This is a genomic window from Legionella nagasakiensis, from assembly GCF_900639915.1.
Lineage (GTDB): Bacteria > Pseudomonadota > Gammaproteobacteria > Legionellales > Legionellaceae > Legionella_A > Legionella_A nagasakiensis.
Map to the genome: position 1 here is coordinate 251,008 of NZ_CAAAID010000003.1, position 21,729 is coordinate 272,736.

Genomic DNA, 21,729 nt, shown 5'->3' on the forward strand with positions numbered 1-21,729 from the left:
AACAATCCTCAATCACCTTCCAGTCCATGAATCGGCTTCATTCTACCCCACTGTTTGCAGCTTGGACAATGCCAGTGTAAAAACTTACCACCAAAGCCACATTGACCACAGCGGTAAATTGGCTTATTGTCTAAAAATTTACTAGTAATGTCATAAAGCATTTGCAATTTTTCACGTACTTTTCCATGGGCCGACTCCAAATGCCAACAAATAAGGCGGTTCAAACCTCGTATGGAAGGATGTCTTCCAAGCTGGACTGAAACAAAATCTATAGCGAAATCAATGCTTTTTTCACGCCGCAAATATTCCCCTACCACAAAAATCAGTGAAGCGCGGGGATGCTCTATCAACATTTGCTCCAGATAATCAACACATTCATCCATCGCATTTAATTCACGATAACAATGAACCAAAGGATCAACAATCTCGGTTAAAAATTCTGGATCTTGCTCGGGGACTGACTTCAGAGCACGAATTGCCTGTTTATAACGTCCGCTTTTCATGTCCAGATTGGCCTGCATTAAACTGGCACGTACGGATTGCTTATCTGTTATCAAAGCCTGTTTAATGGCATGGTAAGCTCTATCATAAGCACCACTTTTTAATGCCTGGTTGGCTATTTCACAATAATAATGCGCCATTTGGGCATGCATACTGTTTCCCGTCGAGTCTTCTAGCTTTTTAATAATATCTAATGCCTTCTCCCAAGCTTTTTCTTGTTGATATATAGCCAGCAGGCCATGAAGGCTGTTTGTTTCACGATTGCCACCCAGTTCAACCACTTCCGTGAAAATTCTCTCGGCACGGTCAAAAACACCGGCACTCATATAATCCTGACCGAGAGCCATTAACGCTTCTTTACGTTGTAATAAACTAAGTTGCGGTCTGGCAATTAAATTCTGATGAATACGAATGGCGCGATCCACTTCCCCGCGCCGACGAAACAAACTCCCTAATGCGAGATGGGTTTCTACTGTATCACTATCAACTTCCAGCAATTTAATAAACACATCAACCGCTTTATCAGGCTGCTCATTTAATAAATAATTTAAACCAACGACATATTCTCTGGAAAAATGGCTGGTTGTGCGCCTTCCTTTAATGGAATAATTACGGCTCGCAACCCACCAGCCAGACCAGGCAGCAGCAGGCAATAATAATGGCCATAAATTAATCATTAAAGCTCCCCCATTAATGTTGATCCTGCAATGGAATCGAACGTAAATTCTTGATTTCCTTTTCAGTAAGTTTTAACTGGACTTTAATTTTATGGTGCTCTATTTTAAGGCGCCAATATTTACATAAAAACAAAAATGCTCCGATAAGCACACCAATCCCAAGCGTAATAGTCATTAAGACTGATATAGGCATTTTTATCATCGTAAAATAAAAATTCACCGATACGGGAGCAGCATTCAAAACAGCGAAACTAACGCCAACCAAAATCAATATTAAATAAAAAATAATCAGTATTATCCGCATCAAATCAACCTTACTTATGAAGTCATTAAAATTCAGGTTTACCCTAGATAAGATATAAAAGTCCATCTGCTGAAGGGCAAAAATATCAATCATGTACATTAGTTAACGTGTTTGTTAACCAAGATTAAGCCTTAATTTTCCAGTTATCACTTTGTGCTATCCGCGCTTACAATCTTGTATTCTTTACTGAATTATCCACATTTTAATTCATCAAACAATATGTGCGAAAAATCTATAAAAAAAAAGCGTAGGTATCTACGCTTTTTTTAGGGAATTTCAAAAGTTACTCATCTTCTTTAGTCGCCATTTTTTCCTTTAGCAAATCACCCAATGTTGCAGTGGCCTCTCCGCTTCGGGAATATTTTTTAATTGCTTCAGCCTGATCATGCGCATCTTTGGCTTTAACAGAAAGAGAAATGTTGCGATTTTTTCTATCAACATTGATAATTTTCGCCTCAATCTCATCACCCTCTTTAACCAAAGTAGAAGCATCGATTACTTTTTCATCAGATAAGTCACCGGCACGAATGGTTCCAAATACATCATCCGCAAGCATAACCACCACGGATTTTGGATCAACAGCCGTTACTTTTCCTGTAACGATAGCACCTTTTCCGTGTTCATCCACATAGCTGGTAAAATTATCTGTTTCCAGTTGTTTCAAGCCTAAAGAAATACGCTCACGCTCAGCATCAATGGCAAGAATAACCGCTTCCAGCTCTTGACCTTTTTTGTATTGCTTAACCGCTTCTTCTCCTGGAATATCCCAAGAAATATCAGATAAATGAACTAAGCCATCAATTTCGCCTTCCAAACCGATGAAAATACCAAAATCGGTAATGGAGCGAATTTTACCGCAGACTTTTTCGCCTTTATTATGAGCTTTGGCAAACTCTTGCCATGGATTGCCAACACATTGTTTCATGCCTAAGGAAATCCGACGACGCTCTTCGTCAATTTCAAGGACCATGACTTCAACCATATCGCCGACTGAAACAACTTTGCTGGGATGAACATTCTTATTTGTCCAATCCATTTCAGACATATGAACCAGACCTTCTACGCCCTCTTCAATTTCAACAAAACATCCATAATCGGTAATATTAGTCACTTTCCCTTCTAATCGTTTGCCTATTGGATAACGGTCAACCAAGTCAACCCACGGGTCATTACCTAATTGTTTCATTCCCAACGAAACACGATTTCGCTCACTATCAAAACTTAACACTTTTACTTTAACATCCTGACCAACCGACAGCATTTCACTTGGATGCTTAACTCGCTTCCAAGAAATATCGGTAATATGCAATAGGCCGTCAATACCTCCCAAATCGATAAAGGCACCATAATCTGTAAGATTTTTGACAACGCCATTCAATACCTGGCCTTCATGCAGAGATTCAAGTAATGCTTGTCTGTCTGCACTGCTTTCTTCTTCTACAACTGCACGGCGAGAAACAACAATATTATTGCGTTTGAGATCCATCTTGATGACTTTAAATTCAAGTTCTTTTCCTTCAAGATAGGATGGGTCACGTACGGGCCTGACATCCACTAAAGAGCCGGGCAAGAAAGCACGAATTGAGCCAATTTCAACAGTAAAACCACCCTTGACCTTACCTGAAATTAATCCAGTGACTGTTTCATTGTTTTCATGGCACTTCGAAAGCTTACGCCATGCTTCTTGACGCTTTGCCTTTTCTCGAGACAACAGCGTTTCTCCACGGCCGTCTTCGACGGAATCCAATGCCACTTCAACCACATCACCAACGTTGATTTCCAGGTCACCATTTTTATCCTGAAACTCTTCGATAGCGACGATACCTTCCGATTTTAATCCTGCATTTAAAGTCACATAGTCATCGTCAATGTCGATGACTTTGGCGTTAATAATAGCGCCTGGATAAAATTGGGCACCAGCAATGCTTTTCTCAAATAATTCTTTAAAACTTTCAGACATGTTAATAGACTCTTTAGTAAAAAAATGGAAGCTGAAATCCTCTCATCTTCCCCCCATATTTTGTACAAATTTAAACAACAAAATCACAACAACAATTCATTTAATTGTTATTATGATCAGTTTGTACAAACAGACTCTTTTTAGCTAATTGTAATACATTGTTAAATACTTGTACAATTGTTAGCTTGGTTGTATCGATCTGCACGGCATCAGGTGCTGGCTTCAACGGTGAATGCGTGCGTGCTGTATCCCTTTCATCACGCCTAGCCAATTCTTCCACAACCTGCGCGAGGCTAACATCATTTCCCTTTTCTTTCAACTGTAAATATCGACGAGACGCTCTTTCTTCAAGACTCGCGTCCAAATATATCTTTAAGATAGCATTTGGAAAAACAACCGTGCCCATGTCCCGGCCATCCGTTACCAATCCGGGAAGCTTGGCAAAAGCACGCTGACGACTTAATAAGGCCTTTCTAATTTCAGGAATAGCCGCTATCTGAGAAGCATCTTGTCCACACCGTTCGGAACGGATTGCATCGCTGATGTTTTCCTTATCGAGAAAGACATGACTGATATTTTTTTCATTGACTTCAAACCGTAAATCTAATGCATGCGCAAGCGTTACCATCGCTTCTATATCATCAAAATCAATACTTTTTCTTTTAGCAGCATAGGCCAGCACACGGTATAATGCACCACTGTCTAAAAAATGCCAGCCAAAATGTCTTGCCAACATAAGACTTATTGTGCCTTTACCAGTACCGCTCGGACCATCTAGGGTAATAACAGGCGCATGTTCTTCAGACATTTTTAGATTATCCTCATAGTGCGTAAAACAATAGAACGATTTTTTTTCATTTATCCTTCCTGTTTCTTTCAGGACTTACGAAAAAACCCAATCTTGGTGTTAAGTTTTACGTTTAAATCAGTCACATACTGCTTTCTAAGCATTTGCCTCTTGGATTGCTAATTTTACATGATTTGCCGTATTAACAAACGTTGGAAAAGACGTGGCTATATTAGCGCAATTTAAAATTTTTACAGATTCTCTTGCCGCAGCTCCGGCAATTGCAAATGCCATAGCAATGCGATGGTCACCAAGACTGTCTACCACCCCGCCTTGCAAAATCCCACCTTTGATGAACGCCCCATCTTCCAATGCCTGAGCTTCTATCCCAAGCCGCTGTAAGCCGTCCACCATGGCGGCAATACGATCACTTTCCTTGCAACGCAGTTCTTTCGCTCCGTGTAATAACGTTTGTCCTTTAGCACAAGCAGCCGCGATAAAAATAATAGGAAATTCATCAATTGCTAAAGGAACCATAGCCACGGGAATATCAATACCCTCCAATGGGGCATGGCGCACATACAGATCGGCAACTAACTCCTCGCCACATAAGCGCTTATTACTGAAACTAATATTGGCTCCCATTTGCTGTAATATATGAAGAACACCAGTACGGGTTGGATTAATACCTACATTCCTAATAAATAATTCTGAACCCGGTATAAGTGTTGCAGCTATAATAAAAAACGCCGCGGATGAAATATCGGCCGGTACAATCACATCCGTACCCTGGCATTCACTCGATGAATTAATGATGATGGCGTTATCGAATTTTTGAATAGGATAAGAAAATGTGGTGAGCATCCGTTCTGTATGATCACGAGTCAAACCTGGCTCGATGACGCACGTTTCACCTTCAGCATACAAACCAGCTAATAAAATACATGACTTGACCTGCGCACTGGCTTCCGGCATTTCATAAGTGATACCATGTAATGTTTGTCCTCCACGAATTATAATTGGCGGACAACCTTCATTGGTCGTTATGCTGGCTCCCATTTTCATCAGCGGTCTTGCAATTCGCTCCATAGGTCTTTTTAAGAGACTGGCATCGCCTGTTAATTCGCTATCAAATTCTTGGGCTGCCAGAAGACCTGTAAGAAGTCGCATGGTCGTACCTGAATTACCGCAGTGAATTACTTGCTCAGGGTTTTGCAAACCATACTTACCCACGCCGTAAATCACAACCCGTTGGGAAACAGGCCCTTCGATACGAACTCCCATTGCCTGAAAAGCATGTAACGTTGCCAGGCAATCTTCGCTGTCTAAAAAACCATTAATGGTTGTTATTCCTTTAGCAAGCGACCCAAACATGATCGCTCGATGTGAAACGGATTTATCGCCGGGGACAGTAATATCACCCTGTAAATAGTCAACCGGGCTGCTGATTAAATGATAGGGCTTCATCAATGATGTTCCTCAGAAAACTCTTGCATAAAAGCAATTAATGACTCAACACCTGCCATTGGCATAGCATTGTACAAACTTGCACGTAATCCCCCTGCCATCCGATGTCCAGCCAGAGATAACAATCCTCGTTGAGCAGCGGCTCGAACAAATTCTGCTTCTAGCTGTTGCGTTGTTATGGAAAAACAAATATTTACAATCGAGCGGGCACGCTTCTCAACGTGACAATGATAAAAAGAGGACTCATCAATATATTGATACAATCTATCCGCTTTTTGACAGTTTTGATGATGTAATTGTTCAACCCCCCCCTGAGTCTTGATCCACTTAAACATTTTTCCTGCTAAATAACAATTAAACACCGGCGGTGTGGCATAGACTGAATGATAAGCCACATGAGTACGATAATCCATCATCGTTGGCAACGGTCTATTGGCAGATTTTGCCAATAAGTCCTCGCGGATAATAACAATCGTCAAACCAGCGGGAGCAATATTTTTCTGCGCGCCCGCAAAAATCAAACCATAATCAGTCACGTTTAATGGCTCGCTTAATAAGCAAGACGTCATATCGGCAACAAGCGGGATATTTGCAACGCTGGGTGGCGAAGAAAAATGAACACCATTGATGGTTTCGTTGAGCGTAAAATAGAGATAAGCAGTATTTTGCTGAATCTGCCAGTTTATCGGTTCTGGAACAGAGACAAATCCAGTTTTTTCTGAACTGGCGACGCAATAAGCATTTGCCAATTTAGTTGCTTCAGTAAACGCTAATGATGACCAAAAACCGGAGATCAAATAACCAGCCTGTTGGCCAGGAGGTAAAAGATTCATAGGAATCATTGCAAATTGCGTACGCGCTGCCCCCCCAAGAAACAACACATGGTAATGCTCAGGAATTGCAATCAGTTCGCGAAGGTCAGCTTCAGCTTCGTCAAGCAATGCCTTAAATTCATCCGAACGATGACCTATTTCAAGCACTGACATGCCGGACCCTTGCCAGTTCATTAATTCTGATTTTACTTCCAGTAAAACCGATTCAGGCAACATGGCAGGTCCAGCACCGAAGTTATACGCTCTGGTTTTCACGCCTCTAGCTCATCCTGGTCGTCCTGGATTTCATCGATTCGCTGCATTCCAACGACACGCTCGCCAGAACTGACATTAATCAGACGCACGCCTTGCGTATTTCTGCCAATGATCGACAACTCATTTACCTTAAAACGCACCAACGTGCCTTTATCGGTGATAAGCATTGCTTCATCGTTTTCATCCACTTGCAAGGCACGCACAACCTTGCCGTTACGCTCATTGACCTGAATGGAGATAACGCCTTGTCCGCCACGACCGGTTACGCGATACTCTTCAATCGCTGTGCGTTTGCCGTAGCCAAACTCCGTGGCTGTCAATATCGTACCGCCTTGACGCACCACGACAAGAGAAATCAAAGCCTGTCCGGCACCCATACGAATGCCTCTTACACCGCGAGCAGTTCGTCCCATCGCTCTGACAAGATTTTCATCAAAGCGAATCACTTTACCTGCATCACTGAATAACATAATGTCTTTGGAACCATCGGTTATATCGGCACCAATTAAACGATCATCTTCTTCAAGATCAATGGCAATAATACCGCTGGAACGTGGGCGGCTGAACGCATCTAGCGGCACTTTTTTAACCGTACCCTTGCTGGTTGCCATAAACACAAAATAACCTTCTTTGTATTCCCGCACCGGCATCATGGCATTAATAGCCTCGCCATTCGCCAAAGGCAATACATTAATAATTGGTTTACCTCTTGAGATACGGCTGGCCATAGGCAGTTCATACACTTTAAGCCAATAGACCTTGCCGTGACTGGAGAAACATAGCAATGTATCATGAGTACTGGCGATAAGCAGACGCTCAACAAAATCTTCTTCTTTGACATGAGTCGCAGATTTACCCTTACCTCCGCGTCGTTGCGCTTGATAGGCCGACAAAGGTTGGTATTTCACATACCCCTGATGCGACATCGTGACCACCACATCTTCTTCAGTAATTAAATCTTCTATGGTTAAATCTTCCTGAGAAGCAATGATCTCCGTGCGTCTTCCATCACCAAACTGAGCTTTCATCTCCAAAAGTTCATCGCGAATCACCTGCATCAAACGTTCTGGTGATGCCAAAATGTCAAGTAATTCTTTAATTTGGTCAAGCAATTGCTCAAATTCATTCAGAATTTTGTCCTGCTCCAACGCCGTCAACCGATGCAGGCGCAGTTCGAGTATTGCTTGTGCCTGTTGAGGAGATAAAAGATAACCTTTCTCACTCAGACCAAAATGAGCAGGCAGATCATCTGGACGAGAACCATCACTGCCAGTCTTGTCCAACATGGTACGCACCAACCCAGGCTGCCAATGTCGAGCTAATAAAGCATCTTTTGCTTCTTGCGGCGTGGGTGATTGCTTGATTAATGCAATCATTTCATCAATATTGGCTAGGGCAATTCCCAATCCTTCCAATAAATGAGCCCGATTTCGCGCTTTCTTTAATTCGAAAATGGTACGTCTTGTCACCACCTCACGGCGGTGTTTGATGAAATACTCTAAAATTTCCTTTAAATTTAACGTACGTGGTTGACCGTCAACCAAAGCAACCATGTTAATACCAAATACACTTTGCATTTGGGTATGGGCATATAGATTATTTAATATGACTTCAGCAACTTCCCCGCGTTTCAATTCAATCACCACGCGCATCCCTTGCTTATCCGATTCATCACGCAGGCCTGAAATACCCTCCAAGCGTTTGTCGCGAACTAACTCAGCAATTCGCTCCACAAGACGAGCCTTATTCACCTGATAAGGAAGTTCCGTAATAATAATAGCCTGGCGCCCGTTATCTTTATCGGTCTCAACATCGGTTTTGGCGCGAATTAATATACGTCCGCGGCCAGTGCGGTAAGCTTGGATAATACCGGCGCGACCGTTAATGATGGCGGCTGTAGGAAAATCAGGTCCTGGAACAATGGTCATCAGATCATCAATGCTGATTTCCGGTTCAGCAACCAAAGCAACACAAGCATCAATAATTTCAGTTAAATTATGCGGTGGAATATTGGTAGCCATGCCTACAGCAATGCCGGAAGAACCATTAACCAACAAATTGGGAATCCGGGCCGGCAACACCACGGGAGCAAATTCTGTCTCATCATAGTTTGGACTAAAATCAACCGTCTCTTTTTCCAGATCAGCCAAAAGCGCATGCGCAAGCTTTGACATTCTTACTTCGGTATAACGCATGGCCGCAGGAGCATCGCCATCAACCGACCCGAAGTTTCCCTGACCATCAACCAACATATAACGCATGGAAAACGGTTGTGCCATCCGCACGATGGTGTCGTAAACGGCCGTATCACCATGCGGATGGTATTTACCAATCACATCCCCAACGACGCGTGCTGATTTTTTATAAGGCTTATTCCAGTCATTACCTAATTCACTCATGGCATAAAGCACTCGGCGATGAACCGGCTTTAAACCATCACGCACGTCTGGCAAGGCGCGGCCGACGATGACGCTCATGGCGTAATCCAAATAGGATTGTTTCAGTTCGTCTTCAATATTGACGGGTGTAACTTCTTTGGCTGATATCATGGCGGGACATGTCCTCATGCAATCACTTTAGGGTCTTTATGAAATGCTAAAATAATTCAATAGATCCCGATAAAATTTAGTCTGATAGTATATCATGAACTGCTGTCAGAAGACAGATGACCCATGTATTGCAATGCTTTAATAATCAAATGCTCCACCTGTTTTTGTATATTTTCAGCAAATTCCCCAGTGATGCGATTGGCTATGGTTACACTCACAGAAATACAGCGGTGTCCCAAGAGTTGCCCTAACCCTAAAATCCCTGCAGTTTCCATCTCAAAATTGAGTATCTTCAGATTGGAAAAATTAAATGTTGCTAATTTTTCCAATAAATGAGGATAACGTAATGGAATACGCAAACGCCGTCCTTGCGGACCATAAAATCCACCACAGGTAGCCGTAATCGCCGCGGCTCCCAGATCCTTAAACAATTCTCGCAAGGTATTATCCGCTTCAACCAAATAAAATGAACCACACGCTTCGGCCAAATGGTCTGCCAGCGCTGTATGCATTGCAATGAGTTCAGGAGAAAAATTGCTTTGATAATAATCAAGCAGTGTATCAAAACCCACGGCAAAATGACTGATAACCATATCGCCGGGCCTGCTGCTTTCTTGCAGACTGCCTGTAGTGCCAAGACGAATGATGGTAAGCTGCTTTGTTTTTTCATAAGGCATGCGTGTTGCCAAATCAATATTGACTAAAGCATCTAGTTCATTCATAACAATATCAACATTCGGTACACCAATGCCTGTGGAAATAACGCTAATGCGTTGTTGACCAATATATCCTGTATGGGTTACAAACTCACGATGAATACGCTTAAGCTCAACAGAATCAAAATGACGACTGACTTGTTGCACACGCCCAGGATCGCCAACTGTAATAATTAAATCTGCTAATTCTTCCGGAAGCAAATCAAGATGATACACGGCCCCACGACTATTCAGTGGTAATTCAGCTGGTTTAATCATAAAAAACTCCCATAGCCTACCGCCCACAGGCAAAATTACTTCAACAAACCAAACTATTGCAAAAAATAAATAATAACAAGCCTAGATTCACGAACCTGGAATCATCACACTTCGAAAAAAATTGAAAAATAATCTAGAATTTACCTCGAATGCTGGATAAATTGACGTAAGCCGGTCGTTTTTATATAGTGCTGCACTTGGCCGCATTAGGCGGTATATACTTTATAACCATCGGCCAGCGCTTAAATCAACAGGAGTCACCATGACAAAAAAAACTGCGCAATTGACCATACCTGGATCAGAGCCAATCGAGTTATCGATGTATAGCCCAACGTTGGGTAAAGACGTCATCGATATCAGTGAGCTTGGATCCCACGGGGTATTTACGCTCGATCAAGGGTTTGTCTCCACCGCTTCTTGCGAATCAAAAATCACCTATATTGATGGTGAACGAGGTATTTTACTGTATCGTGGCTATCCCATTGAACAACTGGCAGAAAAAAAAGATTTTCTTGATGTGTGCTACTTGCTCTTAAATGGAGAGCTTCCTGATACGGAAGAAAAAAGTCATTTTAATCAATTAATTAACAATCATACCATGGTACATCAACAAATGTACCAGTTTTTAAATGGATTTCGTCGTGATGCTCATCCTATGGCCATCATGGTTGGAATCGTCGGTGCGCTTTCGGCCTTCTACCATGACACCATGGATTTGAACAATCAAAACGATCGTTATACTGCTGCAGTACGGTTGATTGCCAAAATGCCAACCCTGGCTGCCATGAGTTATAAATATTCCATCGGCCAACCTTATATGTATCCACAAAATAAAATGTCTTATGCCGAGAATTTTCTGCATATGATGTTTGGTGTGCCAACAGAAGAAATCACGCCCGATCCAATCATCGTTAAAGCGATGGATACCATATTTACCTTGCATGCCGATCACGAGCAAAATGCCTCAACGTCAACCGTACGTCTAGCTGGCTCCACTGGCGCCAATCCATTTGCCTGTATTTCAGCTGGCATTGGCGCCTTATGGGGACCTGCCCATGGTGGCGCAAATGAGGCATGCTTAAATATGCTGAAGGAAATTGGCGATGTAAGCCGAATTGAGCAATTCATTAAACGGGCAAAAGATAAAAACGATCCATTCCGTTTAATGGGCTTTGGTCATCGTGTTTATAAAAGTTATGACCCACGGGCAAAAGTCATGCGTGAAACCTGCCATAAAGTGTTGAAAGCGGTTGACGCTCATAATGAACCATTATTTAAACTCGCCATGGAACTAGAACGTATTGCCCTTGAAGACGAATATTTCATTGAGAAAAAACTGTATCCAAACGTCGATTTTTATTCTGGCATCACCTTAAGCGCCATTGGCATTCCCACCAACATGTTCACAGTCATTTTTGCTTTGGCCCGCACCGTTGGCTGGATGTCACACTGGATGGAAATGGCTGCCAGTAAGTCAAGAATTGGTCGCCCACGCCAACTGTACACAGGCGAAAAAAAACGCGATGTGCAATGATCTTTTATGCTCTTGAACAGACAGAAGGGATTACCTAGAGCTGGTTACCGCTACGCGGTAACCACTGCCTTCATTATTGCCAGTGTAGCCTGAAAACATCCTTACAAACTTAAAGCCTTTCTTCACCTGCTTTCAACATACACAAAGCACGCAACCATCCTTTATAGCAAAGCTCAGCAGCTTGCCTATCTGTAGAGGGAGTAAATTGTTGCTGAGATACCCAGTTATGTTGCAAGGATGCCAGCGACTCAATTGCACCACATCCGATAGCGGCCAACATGGCCGCTCCTAAAGCCGTCGTTTCAATGTCTTGGGGACGCTGGACTGATAAGTCACATTGAGACGATAGAAACTGTAAAAACCATTGATTGTTCGCCATTCCTCCATCCACTCGTAAAACGGAAAAATCAAGGTCGCTATCATCGCGCATGCATGCAAGAATATCCCGTGTTTGATAACACACGCTTTCAAGCGCGGCTCGTGCCAAATGCGCGGCAGTGCTTGTACGAGCGAGCCCAGTAATAACGGCACCATTAGTCGTCAGCCAATGTGGCGCCCCTAATCCAGTAAATGATGGAATCAAATAAACGCCTTCATTGCTCACAAGGCTATTAGCCAAAAATTCCGTATCGCTTGCAACCTGGATAAGCTTCATTTCATCCCGCAACCACTTTACGGTTGTACCAGCTTGATAGAGACTGCCCTCCAGTCCATAAGTCGTTTGGCCATGAATACGATAAGCAATCGTGGTTAACAAATTATGTTTTGAGAAAACAGGTTTACGACCCGTATTTAGCAGTAAAAATCCACCTGTGCCGAAAGTTGCTTTAATCATGCCCTCAGCAAAACAGCATTGCCCAATTAAGGCGGCTTGTTGATCACCAGCCACCCCCGTAATCGCAATGGAAGCACCTGGTAAGTGTTTATCTATAACACCAAAATACGTATCACTTGCCTGTACTTCCGGCAATATGGAAAAAGGAATATCAAATAATTGCAGCAACTGCTCATCCCAACTTTGATCAACAATATTGTACAGGAGCGTTCTTGAAGCATTGGTAACATCCGTTAAATGGTTTTTTCCCCCTGTCAAACGCCATAGCAAATAAGAATCCACGGTTCCAAACGCAAGATTTCCCTCCACTGCAAGTCGTCGCGCTTGAGGGACATGATTAAATAACCAATGTAATTTACTGGCAGAAAAGTAAGGATCAGGAAGTAATCCTGTTTTGGCTTTAATCATTTCCTTATTTTCAGATAAGGTAAGACAAAAATCTTGAGTACGGCGATCCTGCCACACAATAGCTGGATATAAGCATTGACCGGTTTGCTTATCCCAAATTAATGTTGTTTCCCGTTGATTGGTTATGCCGCAAGCCAATACACGGTTTGGTTCTATCCCATCCAATACCTCCTGCATAGCAAGCTGTGTTTTTTCCCATATTTCTTCAGGATCATGTTCAACCCAACCTGGATTAGGATAATATTGGGCTAAGGGATGCTGGCTGATGCGGACAAGTTGACCTTCACGAGAATACAAAACCGCTCTGGTGCTGCTTGTGCCTTGATCAATAGCAAGAAGATAATTCATTGGATTTAATCCTTCTGGTAGAACAAATAGTTAATGACATCTCCTATCATTTCCCCTTTACAAAAGGAGCGAAGCTAGTTTCTTATCGTATTGACATACAGCCCCAAATACTGCCATGCCCTATATTTTCCCCTATTAAATTGTTATACCATAAAAAAACTCCATGCAAGATTTAAACAGGGAAAAATAACAACATGGTCCAGGTTTATGATGTCGCCATTATTGGAGGTGGGATTAATGGTTGCGGTTGTGCAGCTGATGCTGCCTTACGAGGTCTATCCGTGTTACTTTGTGAACAAGATGACTTGGCGGCAAAAACATCATCCAGCAGCACCAAGCTTATTCACGGAGGATTGCGTTATCTGGAATACTATGACTTTGCCATGGTGAAAAAAGCATTGGATGAAAGACAAATCCTATTGGAGCAAGCCCCTCATTTAGTTCATCCTTTGCTCTTTATCTTACCTCATCAAAAAAACATGAGGCCTGCCTGGATGTTACGCACAGGTTTGTATCTTTATGATCATTTAAGCCGTAAAAATACATTACCGAAAACTAAATTCATCCGACGTACTAATGAATCTCCCTATTTCAAGCCATTGCTAAAAGACTTCTATAAAGGATTTCTTTTCTATGACTGCGCAACGGATGATGCCCGGCTTGTGCTCGCTAACGCACTACAAGCCCGCAATCATGGCGCCACCATTCTCACCAGAACAACATTAATTAAGGCAGAAGTCAGCAATCATATATGGCATTTAACATTGCAGCCCGCTTCAGGTAATACCTTTCATATTAAGGCAAAAACCGTCATCAATGCCGCAGGCCCCTGGGTAGAGCCGGTAGGTGAACTTCTAAATAGGCCGCTTAAATATAAAATGTCTCTGGTCAAAGGCAGTCATTTAGTCGTGCCTAAGCTCTATCAAGGCGAACATGCTTATGTGTTGCAACATCAAGATGACCGTATCGTATTCGTCATTCCTTATTATGATTTCACCATGATAGGCACTACAGATGTATCTTTTACTGGCTCCCTGAACAGGGTCCGCATCGAAACTCATGAAATAGAGTATTTACTAGCGCTTGTAAACCACTACTTTTTGAAAAAAATTAACAAAGCGGACATTATCCATAGCTGGAGCGGTGTTAGACCCTTGCTGGCAGAAGAAGGCAAAATGCCTAATGCACTCAGCCGTGATTACGCTTATGAATACATGAATGAACCAGCTCCTATTGTGACCATCTACGGGGGTAAGCTCACTACTTACCGTAAGTTATCATTGCACGTTATTAATCAATTAAAAAAAATTTTCCCTTCTTTACCGCAATCACGCACCGCTTCCACGCCACTGCCAGGAGCTACCTTGGCAGAAATGAATTTTTTTGAATATAAAAAATATGCAGAAGAAAAATACCACTGGCTAGATAAAGAAATAATCCATCGCTATTTAAACACCTACGGCACTCAAATAGAATGCTTATTACAAGGATGCAAAACCCTTAGTGATTTGGGTGTATGTTTTTCCAGAACGTTCTATCAGGCTGAAGTGGATTATTTGCTTCAGGAAGAGTGGGCGATGACGACAGAAGATATCCTTTGGCGCCGCACCAAACTCGGCCTTACTTTAGATAAAGCCGCTTGGGGAAAATTAGAATACTACTTATCCCAAATGCAGCAATCTTCTAAAATGAAGACGCCCAACCTCATCTGAAAACAATAATCCGACATTCCGTATGGATAAATTACTGGCTATCTTCCTCATCCAATTGCGCCCGAATTTGACTCACATCAGCCTCCAATGCTTGCTGAACCAATTCCTTTAAAGTAGATTCTGGCATGCTGCCGGCCTCGGAATAGATCACAATGCCTTGTTTGAAGACCAACAAATGAGGAATAGAACGAATTTGGAACGTTTCAGCCAATTCTGTTTCTTCTTCAATATTAATTTTGGCAAAAACCACTTGATCATACAATTTAGCTACCCGTTCATAGATGTGAGCAAATTGTTTACATGGAGCGCACCACGCTGCCCAAAAATCAATAAAAACAATTTCATTATCACGAATCAACGATTCAAAATTATTGCGGTTTACCGTTCGGGTGATGTTACTTCCTGATGACATGACTTCTCTCCCTATTGAATGGCGGCCAAAATAGTTTGAAAAATTGCATCAACATTGCCAGTGCCAACAATATGATGAAATTTTGGCGCTTGTTTATCTTTGCTGTTTGCCCATAATCGATAATATTTAACCAATGGCTCAGTTTGTTGATGATAGACTTGTAAGCGTTTACGGATAATTTCCTCGCGATCATCCTCACGCTGTACTAAAGGTTCACCAGTCACATCATCCATGCCTTGCTGTCTCGGTGGGTTATATTCAATATGGTAAACACGTCCAGAAGGGGGGTGAATACGTCGGCCACTGATACGCTTAACAATTTCTTCATCATCCACAGATATTTCTATCACATGATCCAGACAAATACCGGCTTGTTTTAATGCCTCCGCTTGTACAATGGTACGAGGAAATCCATCCAAAAGAAAACCATGACAACAATCGTCCTGCTGTAGGCGCTGTTTAACCAGAGCAATCATAATATCATCTGAAACCAATTGACCGGAATCCATTATTTTTTTTGCGCTCAAACCCAATTCACTTCCAATAGCAATGGCAGCACGCAGCATATCACCTGTTGAAATTTGGGGAATATTAAAATGATTCATCAATTTTGATGCCTGTGTACCTTTCCCAGCTCCAGGACCACCTAATAACATCAATCGCATTAATCCCATGCATCGGCTCCCACGTGAATTTTGCCCCATATCGTACCGCTTCAAGCGATCATTGTCACCTTTATCGTTTAAACTCATATTGCAGCTACCAAATTTTATACCATGCCTTTCGACTGAATGATTTTTCACAAGATGCTAATTGAGCCTGATAAATTCGAGCTCGGGCTTCCACTTTATGAGCCACGGCCATCAACCATTTTTTCTTTAGATACGTTTTACGTTGATAGCCGCCAATGCCTTCATGATAGGCAAGATATAATGAATAGGCGTCGTCACGCGAGATGCCTGCTTTTTTATAAGCAATGTTTGCATACCAGCCAATAAAATCCACACCATCACCAAAATCATCCCGTGAAGACCACATGCCGCCCGATGATTTTTTATAATGTTCCCAAGTGCTGCGCAGCGCCTGAGTGTAGCCGTAAGCGGTCGATGGACGTGTCCAGGGAATGATCCACAGTAATTTAGTACGCTCCGGACGTGCTCTGCCATTAAATTTTGATTCCTGATGAATAATAGCCATTTGTACGGCGATAGGTACCCGCCACCGTCGCTGTACATCTTTTGCATCCATATACCAGCCAGGGTATTCTCTAAAAACGCTACAGATATTATTGACATCTCTTGGCGGTGGACTGACACATCCTGCAAGCATCAATATCAACAAAAGACCCAACCCTATTTTTGCGCAGCTCATTCAATGAATTCCCTGAGAGTAAACAGACACTGCATTAATAACAAAATTCATAAGAAAATAAAATATGGAAATGAATTCATTCTTCTACGTCATCTTGAATGAAGGAGCCATTAATTAACATTTATTCCCGGCGGATTTTTCTGATAACATAGTCATAAGCAAAAACGGATTTTGTAGCCTGGATAGCGCAAAGCGATATCCAGGTTCTCAATTCTGGTTGACGCAAAAACACCTGACCACCACCTAAGTGTCAATTCACCTCAGAATGGATATTGCATGACGATCTTAGTGTTTGATATAGAAACGATTCCAGATATTGATACTGGCCGTACACTGTATGATCTGGACGGCTTATCGGATGACGATACGGCTAAAGCACTTTTTGCCATGCGTCGCGCCAAGACCGGACAGGAATTTTTACCCCATCATCTGCAAAAAATTGTCGTCATTTCACTGGTTATCAGCAGTGCCACACAACTAAAAGTCTGGACACTCGGAGATGAGATTGCCGATGAACGCGAACTTATTCAGCGATTTTTTACAGGTATTAACAAACACACACCAACGCTGGTTAGCTGGAATGGAAGTGGCTTTGATCTCCCGGTGCTGCATTACCGAGCTTTACTCCATGGTATAGAAGCGCCGATCTATTGGGAAGCAGGTGATAATCAACAAGCATTCCGCTGGAATAATTATTTAAACCGTTTTCATTACCGCCACCTTGATCTGATGGATATACTCGCTGCCTATCAAAATAAAGCCTTCGCCCCATTGGATGAAATTGCCAGTATGTTAGGCTTTCCAGGAAAAATGGGAATGAATGGTGCAAAAGTATGGGAAGAATATCAAGCCGGTAATCTAAAAGGAATTCGTGATTATTGTGAAACGGACGTTTTAAACACTTACTGCGTTTATTTGCGCTTTGAATTAATGCGCGGTTCTATTAATCAGGTGGAATACAGAAGCGCCATTGAAAGACTTCGCAGCTATCTGCAAGAAGAACAAGATAAAATGCATTTACAGGAATTTTTGCAAAGAATGATATAAAAGTGATTAAATTTCCTTTTGTAACAAAACAGCATCTTCAACCCCATGCTCGTCCTGGTAGTAATCTTTTTTAATACCGGCCTGATAAAATCCCATTTTTTTATATAATTTTATCGCCGACACATTACTTGGTCGTACTTCCAGCACTATCACATGAATCTGAGAACCCGCTAACGAATCAATCATGTCCTGTAAAAGCGCCCGGCCATAACCTTTTCCTTGATAAGCAAACGCCACGCATACATTCAAAATATGGCAGGTATTTTCATGATAGCGGGAAATAATATAACTGATGATCTCAGAATTAGTTCGCTCAAAAGATTCGAGCACACGACAATCATACTCCACCAGCACACAGTCTCTCAGAATATCACGGCTCCAAGGAGCTCTGTGTGCTGAACATTCAATGGCGTAAATACTCTCAATATCATCAACCGTCATGGGACGTATGTGATACAGCATACCTGATCCTGTTTAATACCGCTTATGGATGACCTCTTACCATGCCATTTCATTTTGACCGATTGAATTTTGCCTACTTCCCACGGCTTGTTCGCGGGATGCAAGCATTTTTTTCGAATGTTTATTATCACAACCTGTGAACATTAAAATGGAAAACTGTTCTATCTTATTTCTTCTTTTTTTTCGGCAGATAAAGATCCGTAATAGTACCTTCAAAAATTTCTGCCGCCTGTGCCACCGTTTCTGAAAGGGTCGGATGTGGATGTATCGTCAGTGCAATATCTTCAACATCACAACCCATTTCAATGGCCAGTGCCGTCTCGGCAATTAAATCGCCGGCGTTAATCCCAACAATTCCTGCGCCTAAAATACGCTTACTGTCTGGGCAGAATAATAATTTGGTTATGCCTTCCTCACGACCCATACTCAATGCACGTCCACTGGCTGCCCAAGGAAAAGAAGCTTTCTCATAAGCGATGTTTTGTGCTTTTGCTTCTTTTTCAGTAAGTCCTGCCCAGGCAATTTCCGGATCCGTGTATGCCACACTGGCAATACACTTAGGATCAAAATAATGCTTCATTCCAGAAATAACTTCAGCCGCAACTTTACCTTCTGGGATCGCCTTATGGGCTAACATAGGTTGCCCAACCACATCACCAATCGCAAAAATATGAGAAACATTGGTACGCATTTGTCTATCCACCTGAATAAAGCCACGCTCATCGACGTTAACACCTGCTTTATCAGCAGCAATTGTACCACCATTAGGCTTACGCCCTACCGCCACCAGAACTTGCTGAAAGCATAACGGCTTATCCGTTGCATGCTCACCTTCCATTGAGACGTAAATACCATTTTTTTGAGCATCCATGTTTGTAACCTTGGTTTTCAACAAAAATTTGACACCTTTCTTGCTCATACGCTTTTGTAATACATTGACCAGATCAGCATCTGCACCAGGTATAAGCTGATCCATAAATTCTACAACCGTTACCTCAACACCAAGAGCAGAATAAACGGTCGCCATTTCCAACCCGATAATGCCTCCACCTAAAACAAGCAGACTGCCTTTGATATCCGCTAATTCAAGTGCACCTGTGGAACTAAAAATACGTTTGTCTTCAGGAATAAAGGGCAAATTGACGGATTCACTGCCAACGGCAATAATCGCATGTTCAAACTCAATTTGAATTTTACCTTCTTTTCCATCAACAATAACTTGATGTGTTCCTGAAAATTTAGCGTGACCAGTGGCTACTTCAACCTTGCGCTGTTTTGCCAGGGCATTTAATCCACCTGTTAATTTGCTTACTACTGAATTTTTCCAGGCAACCAACTTTTTATTGTCCAGTTTGGGTTTTGCAAAGGACACACCATACTCTGCCATTTCTTCTGTTTCATCGAGAACCTTGGCAATATGCAATAAAGCCTTAGAAGGAATACAGCCCACATTTAAACAAACGCCGCCCAGTGTGTCGTAACGTTCAATTAGCACTACTTTCTTGCCCAAATCAGCAGCGCGAAAAGCAGCTGTATAACCCCCCGGGCCACTACCTATAACAACGACGTCTGTTTTTATTTGCTTTGTCATTTTAAAAACCTCATTAGGATACTGGTCGCACAAAAACGACCTGCTACAATAAAATTTTTCGAATATCGCTTAAACTGTCACTTAAAAATCCAGTAAATCGCGCCGCTTCGGCTCCATCTATTACACGGTGGTCATAAGAAAGCGACAAAGGCAACATCAATCTCGGCTTAAATTCGCCATCTAGATAAACTGGCTTTATCATGGAACGAGATAATCCAAGAATTGCCACCTCAGGGCTGTTAACGATTGGAGTAAATGCGGTGCCTCCAATCCCACCCAAGCTTGAAATTGTAAAGCAACCGCCATTCATATCAGCCGGCATTAATCCTTTTTCACGTGCTTTAGAGCTCAATCGCGCCATTTCTTGAGCAATATCACCGACGGATAATTGATCCACGTCTTTTATAACAGGCACAACCAAACCATTTGGTGTTTCAACCGCAACACCAATATTGAAATAATGTTTATAAATCAAGTTTTCTCCACTGACGTCAAGAGACGCATTAAATTGCGGAAATTTAGCCAGTGCCTTACTGACAACCTTACATACAAACGCAAGCAGCGTCAGCTTATAACCTGATTTTTTTGCACCTTCCGCCTCAAGCTGACGAAACGCTTCCAATTCCGTAATATCCGCTTCATCAAATTGAGTCACATGAGGAATTGTGACCCAAGAACGATGTACATTAATACCCGTTAATCGTTTGATTTTATTTAACGGCTTAACTTCAATGTGACCAAACTGGCTAAAATCAATGGCAGGAGCAGGCGATAGCGCCAACCCACTAGCAACAGTTTTTTCTTGTAATTTCGCTTTCACAAACTGCTGGACATCTTCTTTACTGATGCGTAATTTTCGACCACTACCCTGTATTTCGGCCAAATTAACACCTAACTCTCTCGCCAATCGTCTTACAGCAGGGCCGGCAAAAACAACCGTATTTGCATTTTTCTCAATGACAGGCGCATTGGATATGGAACTTTTGGCAGGTAATTTTCCTGAAATTTCAACAACAGGTTGGGATGTTTCCTGTGGTTTTTCTTTTTTATTTTCCACAGATGAGGAAGTTGGTTCATGCTTTGATTCTAGCCGAGATGTCTCTCCTTCTTGCATTAATGTTAAAATCACATCCCCTTCCGAGACTTTATCGCCTAGTTTTACTTTGACGGTCTGGACCGTTCCCTCACAAGGCGACGGAATTTCCATACTTGCCTTATCGGATTCCAAGGTAATCAGTGGTGTATCCTTATTAATTTTATCCCCTTCCTTAACCAATATTTCAATCACATCCACGCCATGAGCACCGCCAATATCAGGGATCTTTATTTCTTTTTCCGTGGTTTCTTTCCGCGTTTTTTTATCAGAGTTTTTTTTGTCATTCGTTGTTTTCTTTTCAGATTTACTTTCGGAGTTTTCTTGAGATTTGAAGTCAGATTCTTGTTGTGTATTACTTTGACTTGGAGCAAGCATTAAAATCACATCACCTTCAGACACCTTATCACCTACCTTGACTTCAATAGATTGGACAGTTCCGGATTCAGGAGATGGAATTTCCATGCTTGCCTTGTCAGATTCAAGGGTAATGAGTGGCGTATCTTTGCCTATCTCATCACCGACTTTAACAAGTATCTCAATGACATCCACGCCTGCGGCACCACCAATATCCGGTATTTTTATTTTTTTTTCGTCTGCCATACTTAT

Annotated in this window: 18 protein-coding genes; 3 read left to right on the forward strand and 15 right to left on the reverse strand. The window is 42.1% G+C overall.

Annotated elements, in window-relative coordinates; genetic code table 11:
* Positions 1-8 precede the first annotated feature (8 nt).
* The 8 genes from lapB to E1O52_RS04200 form a co-directional block, all read right to left on the reverse strand.
* Positions 9-1,178: a lipopolysaccharide assembly protein LapB gene (gene lapB / locus E1O52_RS04165; RefSeq protein WP_133127442.1), complete on the reverse strand. Its 1,170-nt coding sequence runs from the start codon at positions 1,176-1,178 to the stop codon at positions 9-11.
* Positions 1,179-1,191: 13 nt separating this feature from the next.
* Positions 1,192-1,482: a LapA family protein gene (locus E1O52_RS04170; RefSeq protein WP_133127443.1), complete on the reverse strand. Its 291-nt coding sequence runs from the start codon at positions 1,480-1,482 to the stop codon at positions 1,192-1,194.
* A 283-nt stretch (positions 1,483-1,765) separates the two neighbouring features.
* Positions 1,766-3,442 carry a 30S ribosomal protein S1 gene (gene rpsA / locus E1O52_RS04175; protein WP_133127444.1) on the reverse strand — a complete coding sequence of 559 codons (1,677 nt, stop codon included), beginning with the start codon at positions 3,440-3,442 and terminating at the stop codon, positions 1,766-1,768.
* Positions 3,443-3,542: 100 nt separating this feature from the next.
* Positions 3,543-4,250, reverse strand: a complete 708-nt coding sequence (gene cmk, locus E1O52_RS04180) for a (d)CMP kinase (RefSeq protein WP_133127445.1) — start codon at positions 4,248-4,250, stop codon at positions 3,543-3,545.
* Between the two features lie 135 nt (positions 4,251-4,385).
* Positions 4,386-5,696, reverse strand: a complete 1,311-nt coding sequence (aroA, locus tag E1O52_RS04185; protein WP_133127446.1) for a 3-phosphoshikimate 1-carboxyvinyltransferase — start codon at positions 5,694-5,696, stop codon at positions 4,386-4,388.
* The gene (serC, locus tag E1O52_RS04190; protein WP_133127447.1) at positions 5,696-6,784 is read right to left on the reverse strand and encodes a 3-phosphoserine/phosphohydroxythreonine transaminase; all 1,089 of its coding nucleotides are present in this window, start codon (positions 6,782-6,784) and stop codon (positions 5,696-5,698) included. Before serC ends, aroA begins: the two co-directional genes overlap by 1 nt.
* Positions 6,781-9,351: a DNA gyrase subunit A gene (gene gyrA, locus E1O52_RS04195; protein ID WP_133127448.1), complete on the reverse strand. Its 2,571-nt coding sequence runs from the start codon at positions 9,349-9,351 to the stop codon at positions 6,781-6,783. The genes serC and gyrA overlap by 4 nt, the downstream gene beginning before the upstream one ends.
* A gap of 74 nt (positions 9,352-9,425) precedes the next feature.
* Entirely contained in the window at positions 9,426-10,307 is an 882-nt protein-coding gene (locus E1O52_RS04200; RefSeq protein WP_133127449.1) for a nucleoside phosphorylase, read from the reverse strand.
* 262 nt (positions 10,308-10,569) lie between these two features.
* Between E1O52_RS04200 and gltA the strand changes: the two genes are divergently transcribed.
* Positions 10,570-11,841 carry a citrate synthase gene (gene gltA / locus E1O52_RS04205; RefSeq protein ID WP_133127450.1) on the forward strand — a complete coding sequence of 424 codons (1,272 nt, stop codon included), beginning with the start codon at positions 10,570-10,572 and terminating at the stop codon, positions 11,839-11,841.
* A gap of 109 nt (positions 11,842-11,950) precedes the next feature.
* On the opposite strand, the gene glpK is transcribed toward gltA, so the two are convergent.
* A complete protein-coding gene (gene glpK / locus E1O52_RS04210; RefSeq protein ID WP_133127451.1) occupies positions 11,951-13,432 on the reverse strand; it encodes a glycerol kinase GlpK in 1,482 nt (493 codons plus the stop codon).
* Between the two features lie 194 nt (positions 13,433-13,626).
* Here glpK and glpD point away from each other — a divergent pair, with 194 nt between their 5' ends.
* Positions 13,627-15,144 (forward strand): glycerol-3-phosphate dehydrogenase, encoded by a 1,518-nt coding sequence (glpD, locus tag E1O52_RS04215; protein WP_133127452.1) that lies wholly within the window; start codon positions 13,627-13,629, stop codon positions 15,142-15,144.
* A 31-nt stretch (positions 15,145-15,175) separates the two neighbouring features.
* On the opposite strand, the gene trxA is transcribed toward glpD, so the two are convergent.
* The 3 genes from trxA to E1O52_RS04230 form a co-directional block, all read right to left on the reverse strand.
* On the reverse strand, positions 15,176-15,556 hold the full coding sequence (trxA, locus tag E1O52_RS04220; RefSeq protein ID WP_133127453.1) for a thioredoxin: 381 nt from the start codon (positions 15,554-15,556) through the stop codon (positions 15,176-15,178).
* An 11-nt stretch (positions 15,557-15,567) separates the two neighbouring features.
* Positions 15,568-16,221, reverse strand: coding sequence for an adenylate kinase (gene adk / locus E1O52_RS04225; protein WP_133127496.1), 654 nt, complete (start codon positions 16,219-16,221; stop codon positions 15,568-15,570).
* Positions 16,222-16,315: 94 nt separating this feature from the next.
* Complete coding sequence (locus tag E1O52_RS04230) at positions 16,316-16,927, reverse strand: transglycosylase SLT domain-containing protein (protein ID WP_133127454.1); 612 nt, start codon at positions 16,925-16,927, stop codon at positions 16,316-16,318.
* A gap of 276 nt (positions 16,928-17,203) precedes the next feature.
* Here E1O52_RS04230 and E1O52_RS04235 point away from each other — a divergent pair, with 276 nt between their 5' ends.
* Positions 17,204-17,974 (forward strand): 3'-5' exonuclease, encoded by a 771-nt coding sequence (locus tag E1O52_RS04235; protein WP_133127455.1) that lies wholly within the window; start codon positions 17,204-17,206, stop codon positions 17,972-17,974.
* A 6-nt stretch (positions 17,975-17,980) separates the two neighbouring features.
* On the opposite strand, the gene rimI is transcribed toward E1O52_RS04235, so the two are convergent.
* The 3 genes from rimI to aceF all read right to left on the reverse strand — a co-directional run bounded on the left by rimI (position 17,981) and on the right by aceF (position 21,723).
* On the reverse strand, positions 17,981-18,436 hold the full coding sequence (gene rimI / locus E1O52_RS04240) for a ribosomal protein S18-alanine N-acetyltransferase (RefSeq protein ID WP_133127456.1): 456 nt from the start codon (positions 18,434-18,436) through the stop codon (positions 17,981-17,983).
* A gap of 166 nt (positions 18,437-18,602) precedes the next feature.
* A complete protein-coding gene (gene lpdA, locus E1O52_RS04245) occupies positions 18,603-20,027 on the reverse strand; it encodes a dihydrolipoyl dehydrogenase (protein ID WP_133127457.1) in 1,425 nt (474 codons plus the stop codon).
* 43 nt (positions 20,028-20,070) lie between these two features.
* A complete protein-coding gene (gene aceF / locus E1O52_RS04250; RefSeq protein ID WP_133127458.1) occupies positions 20,071-21,723 on the reverse strand; it encodes a dihydrolipoyllysine-residue acetyltransferase in 1,653 nt (550 codons plus the stop codon).
* Between the last annotated feature and the right edge of the window lie 6 nt (positions 21,724-21,729).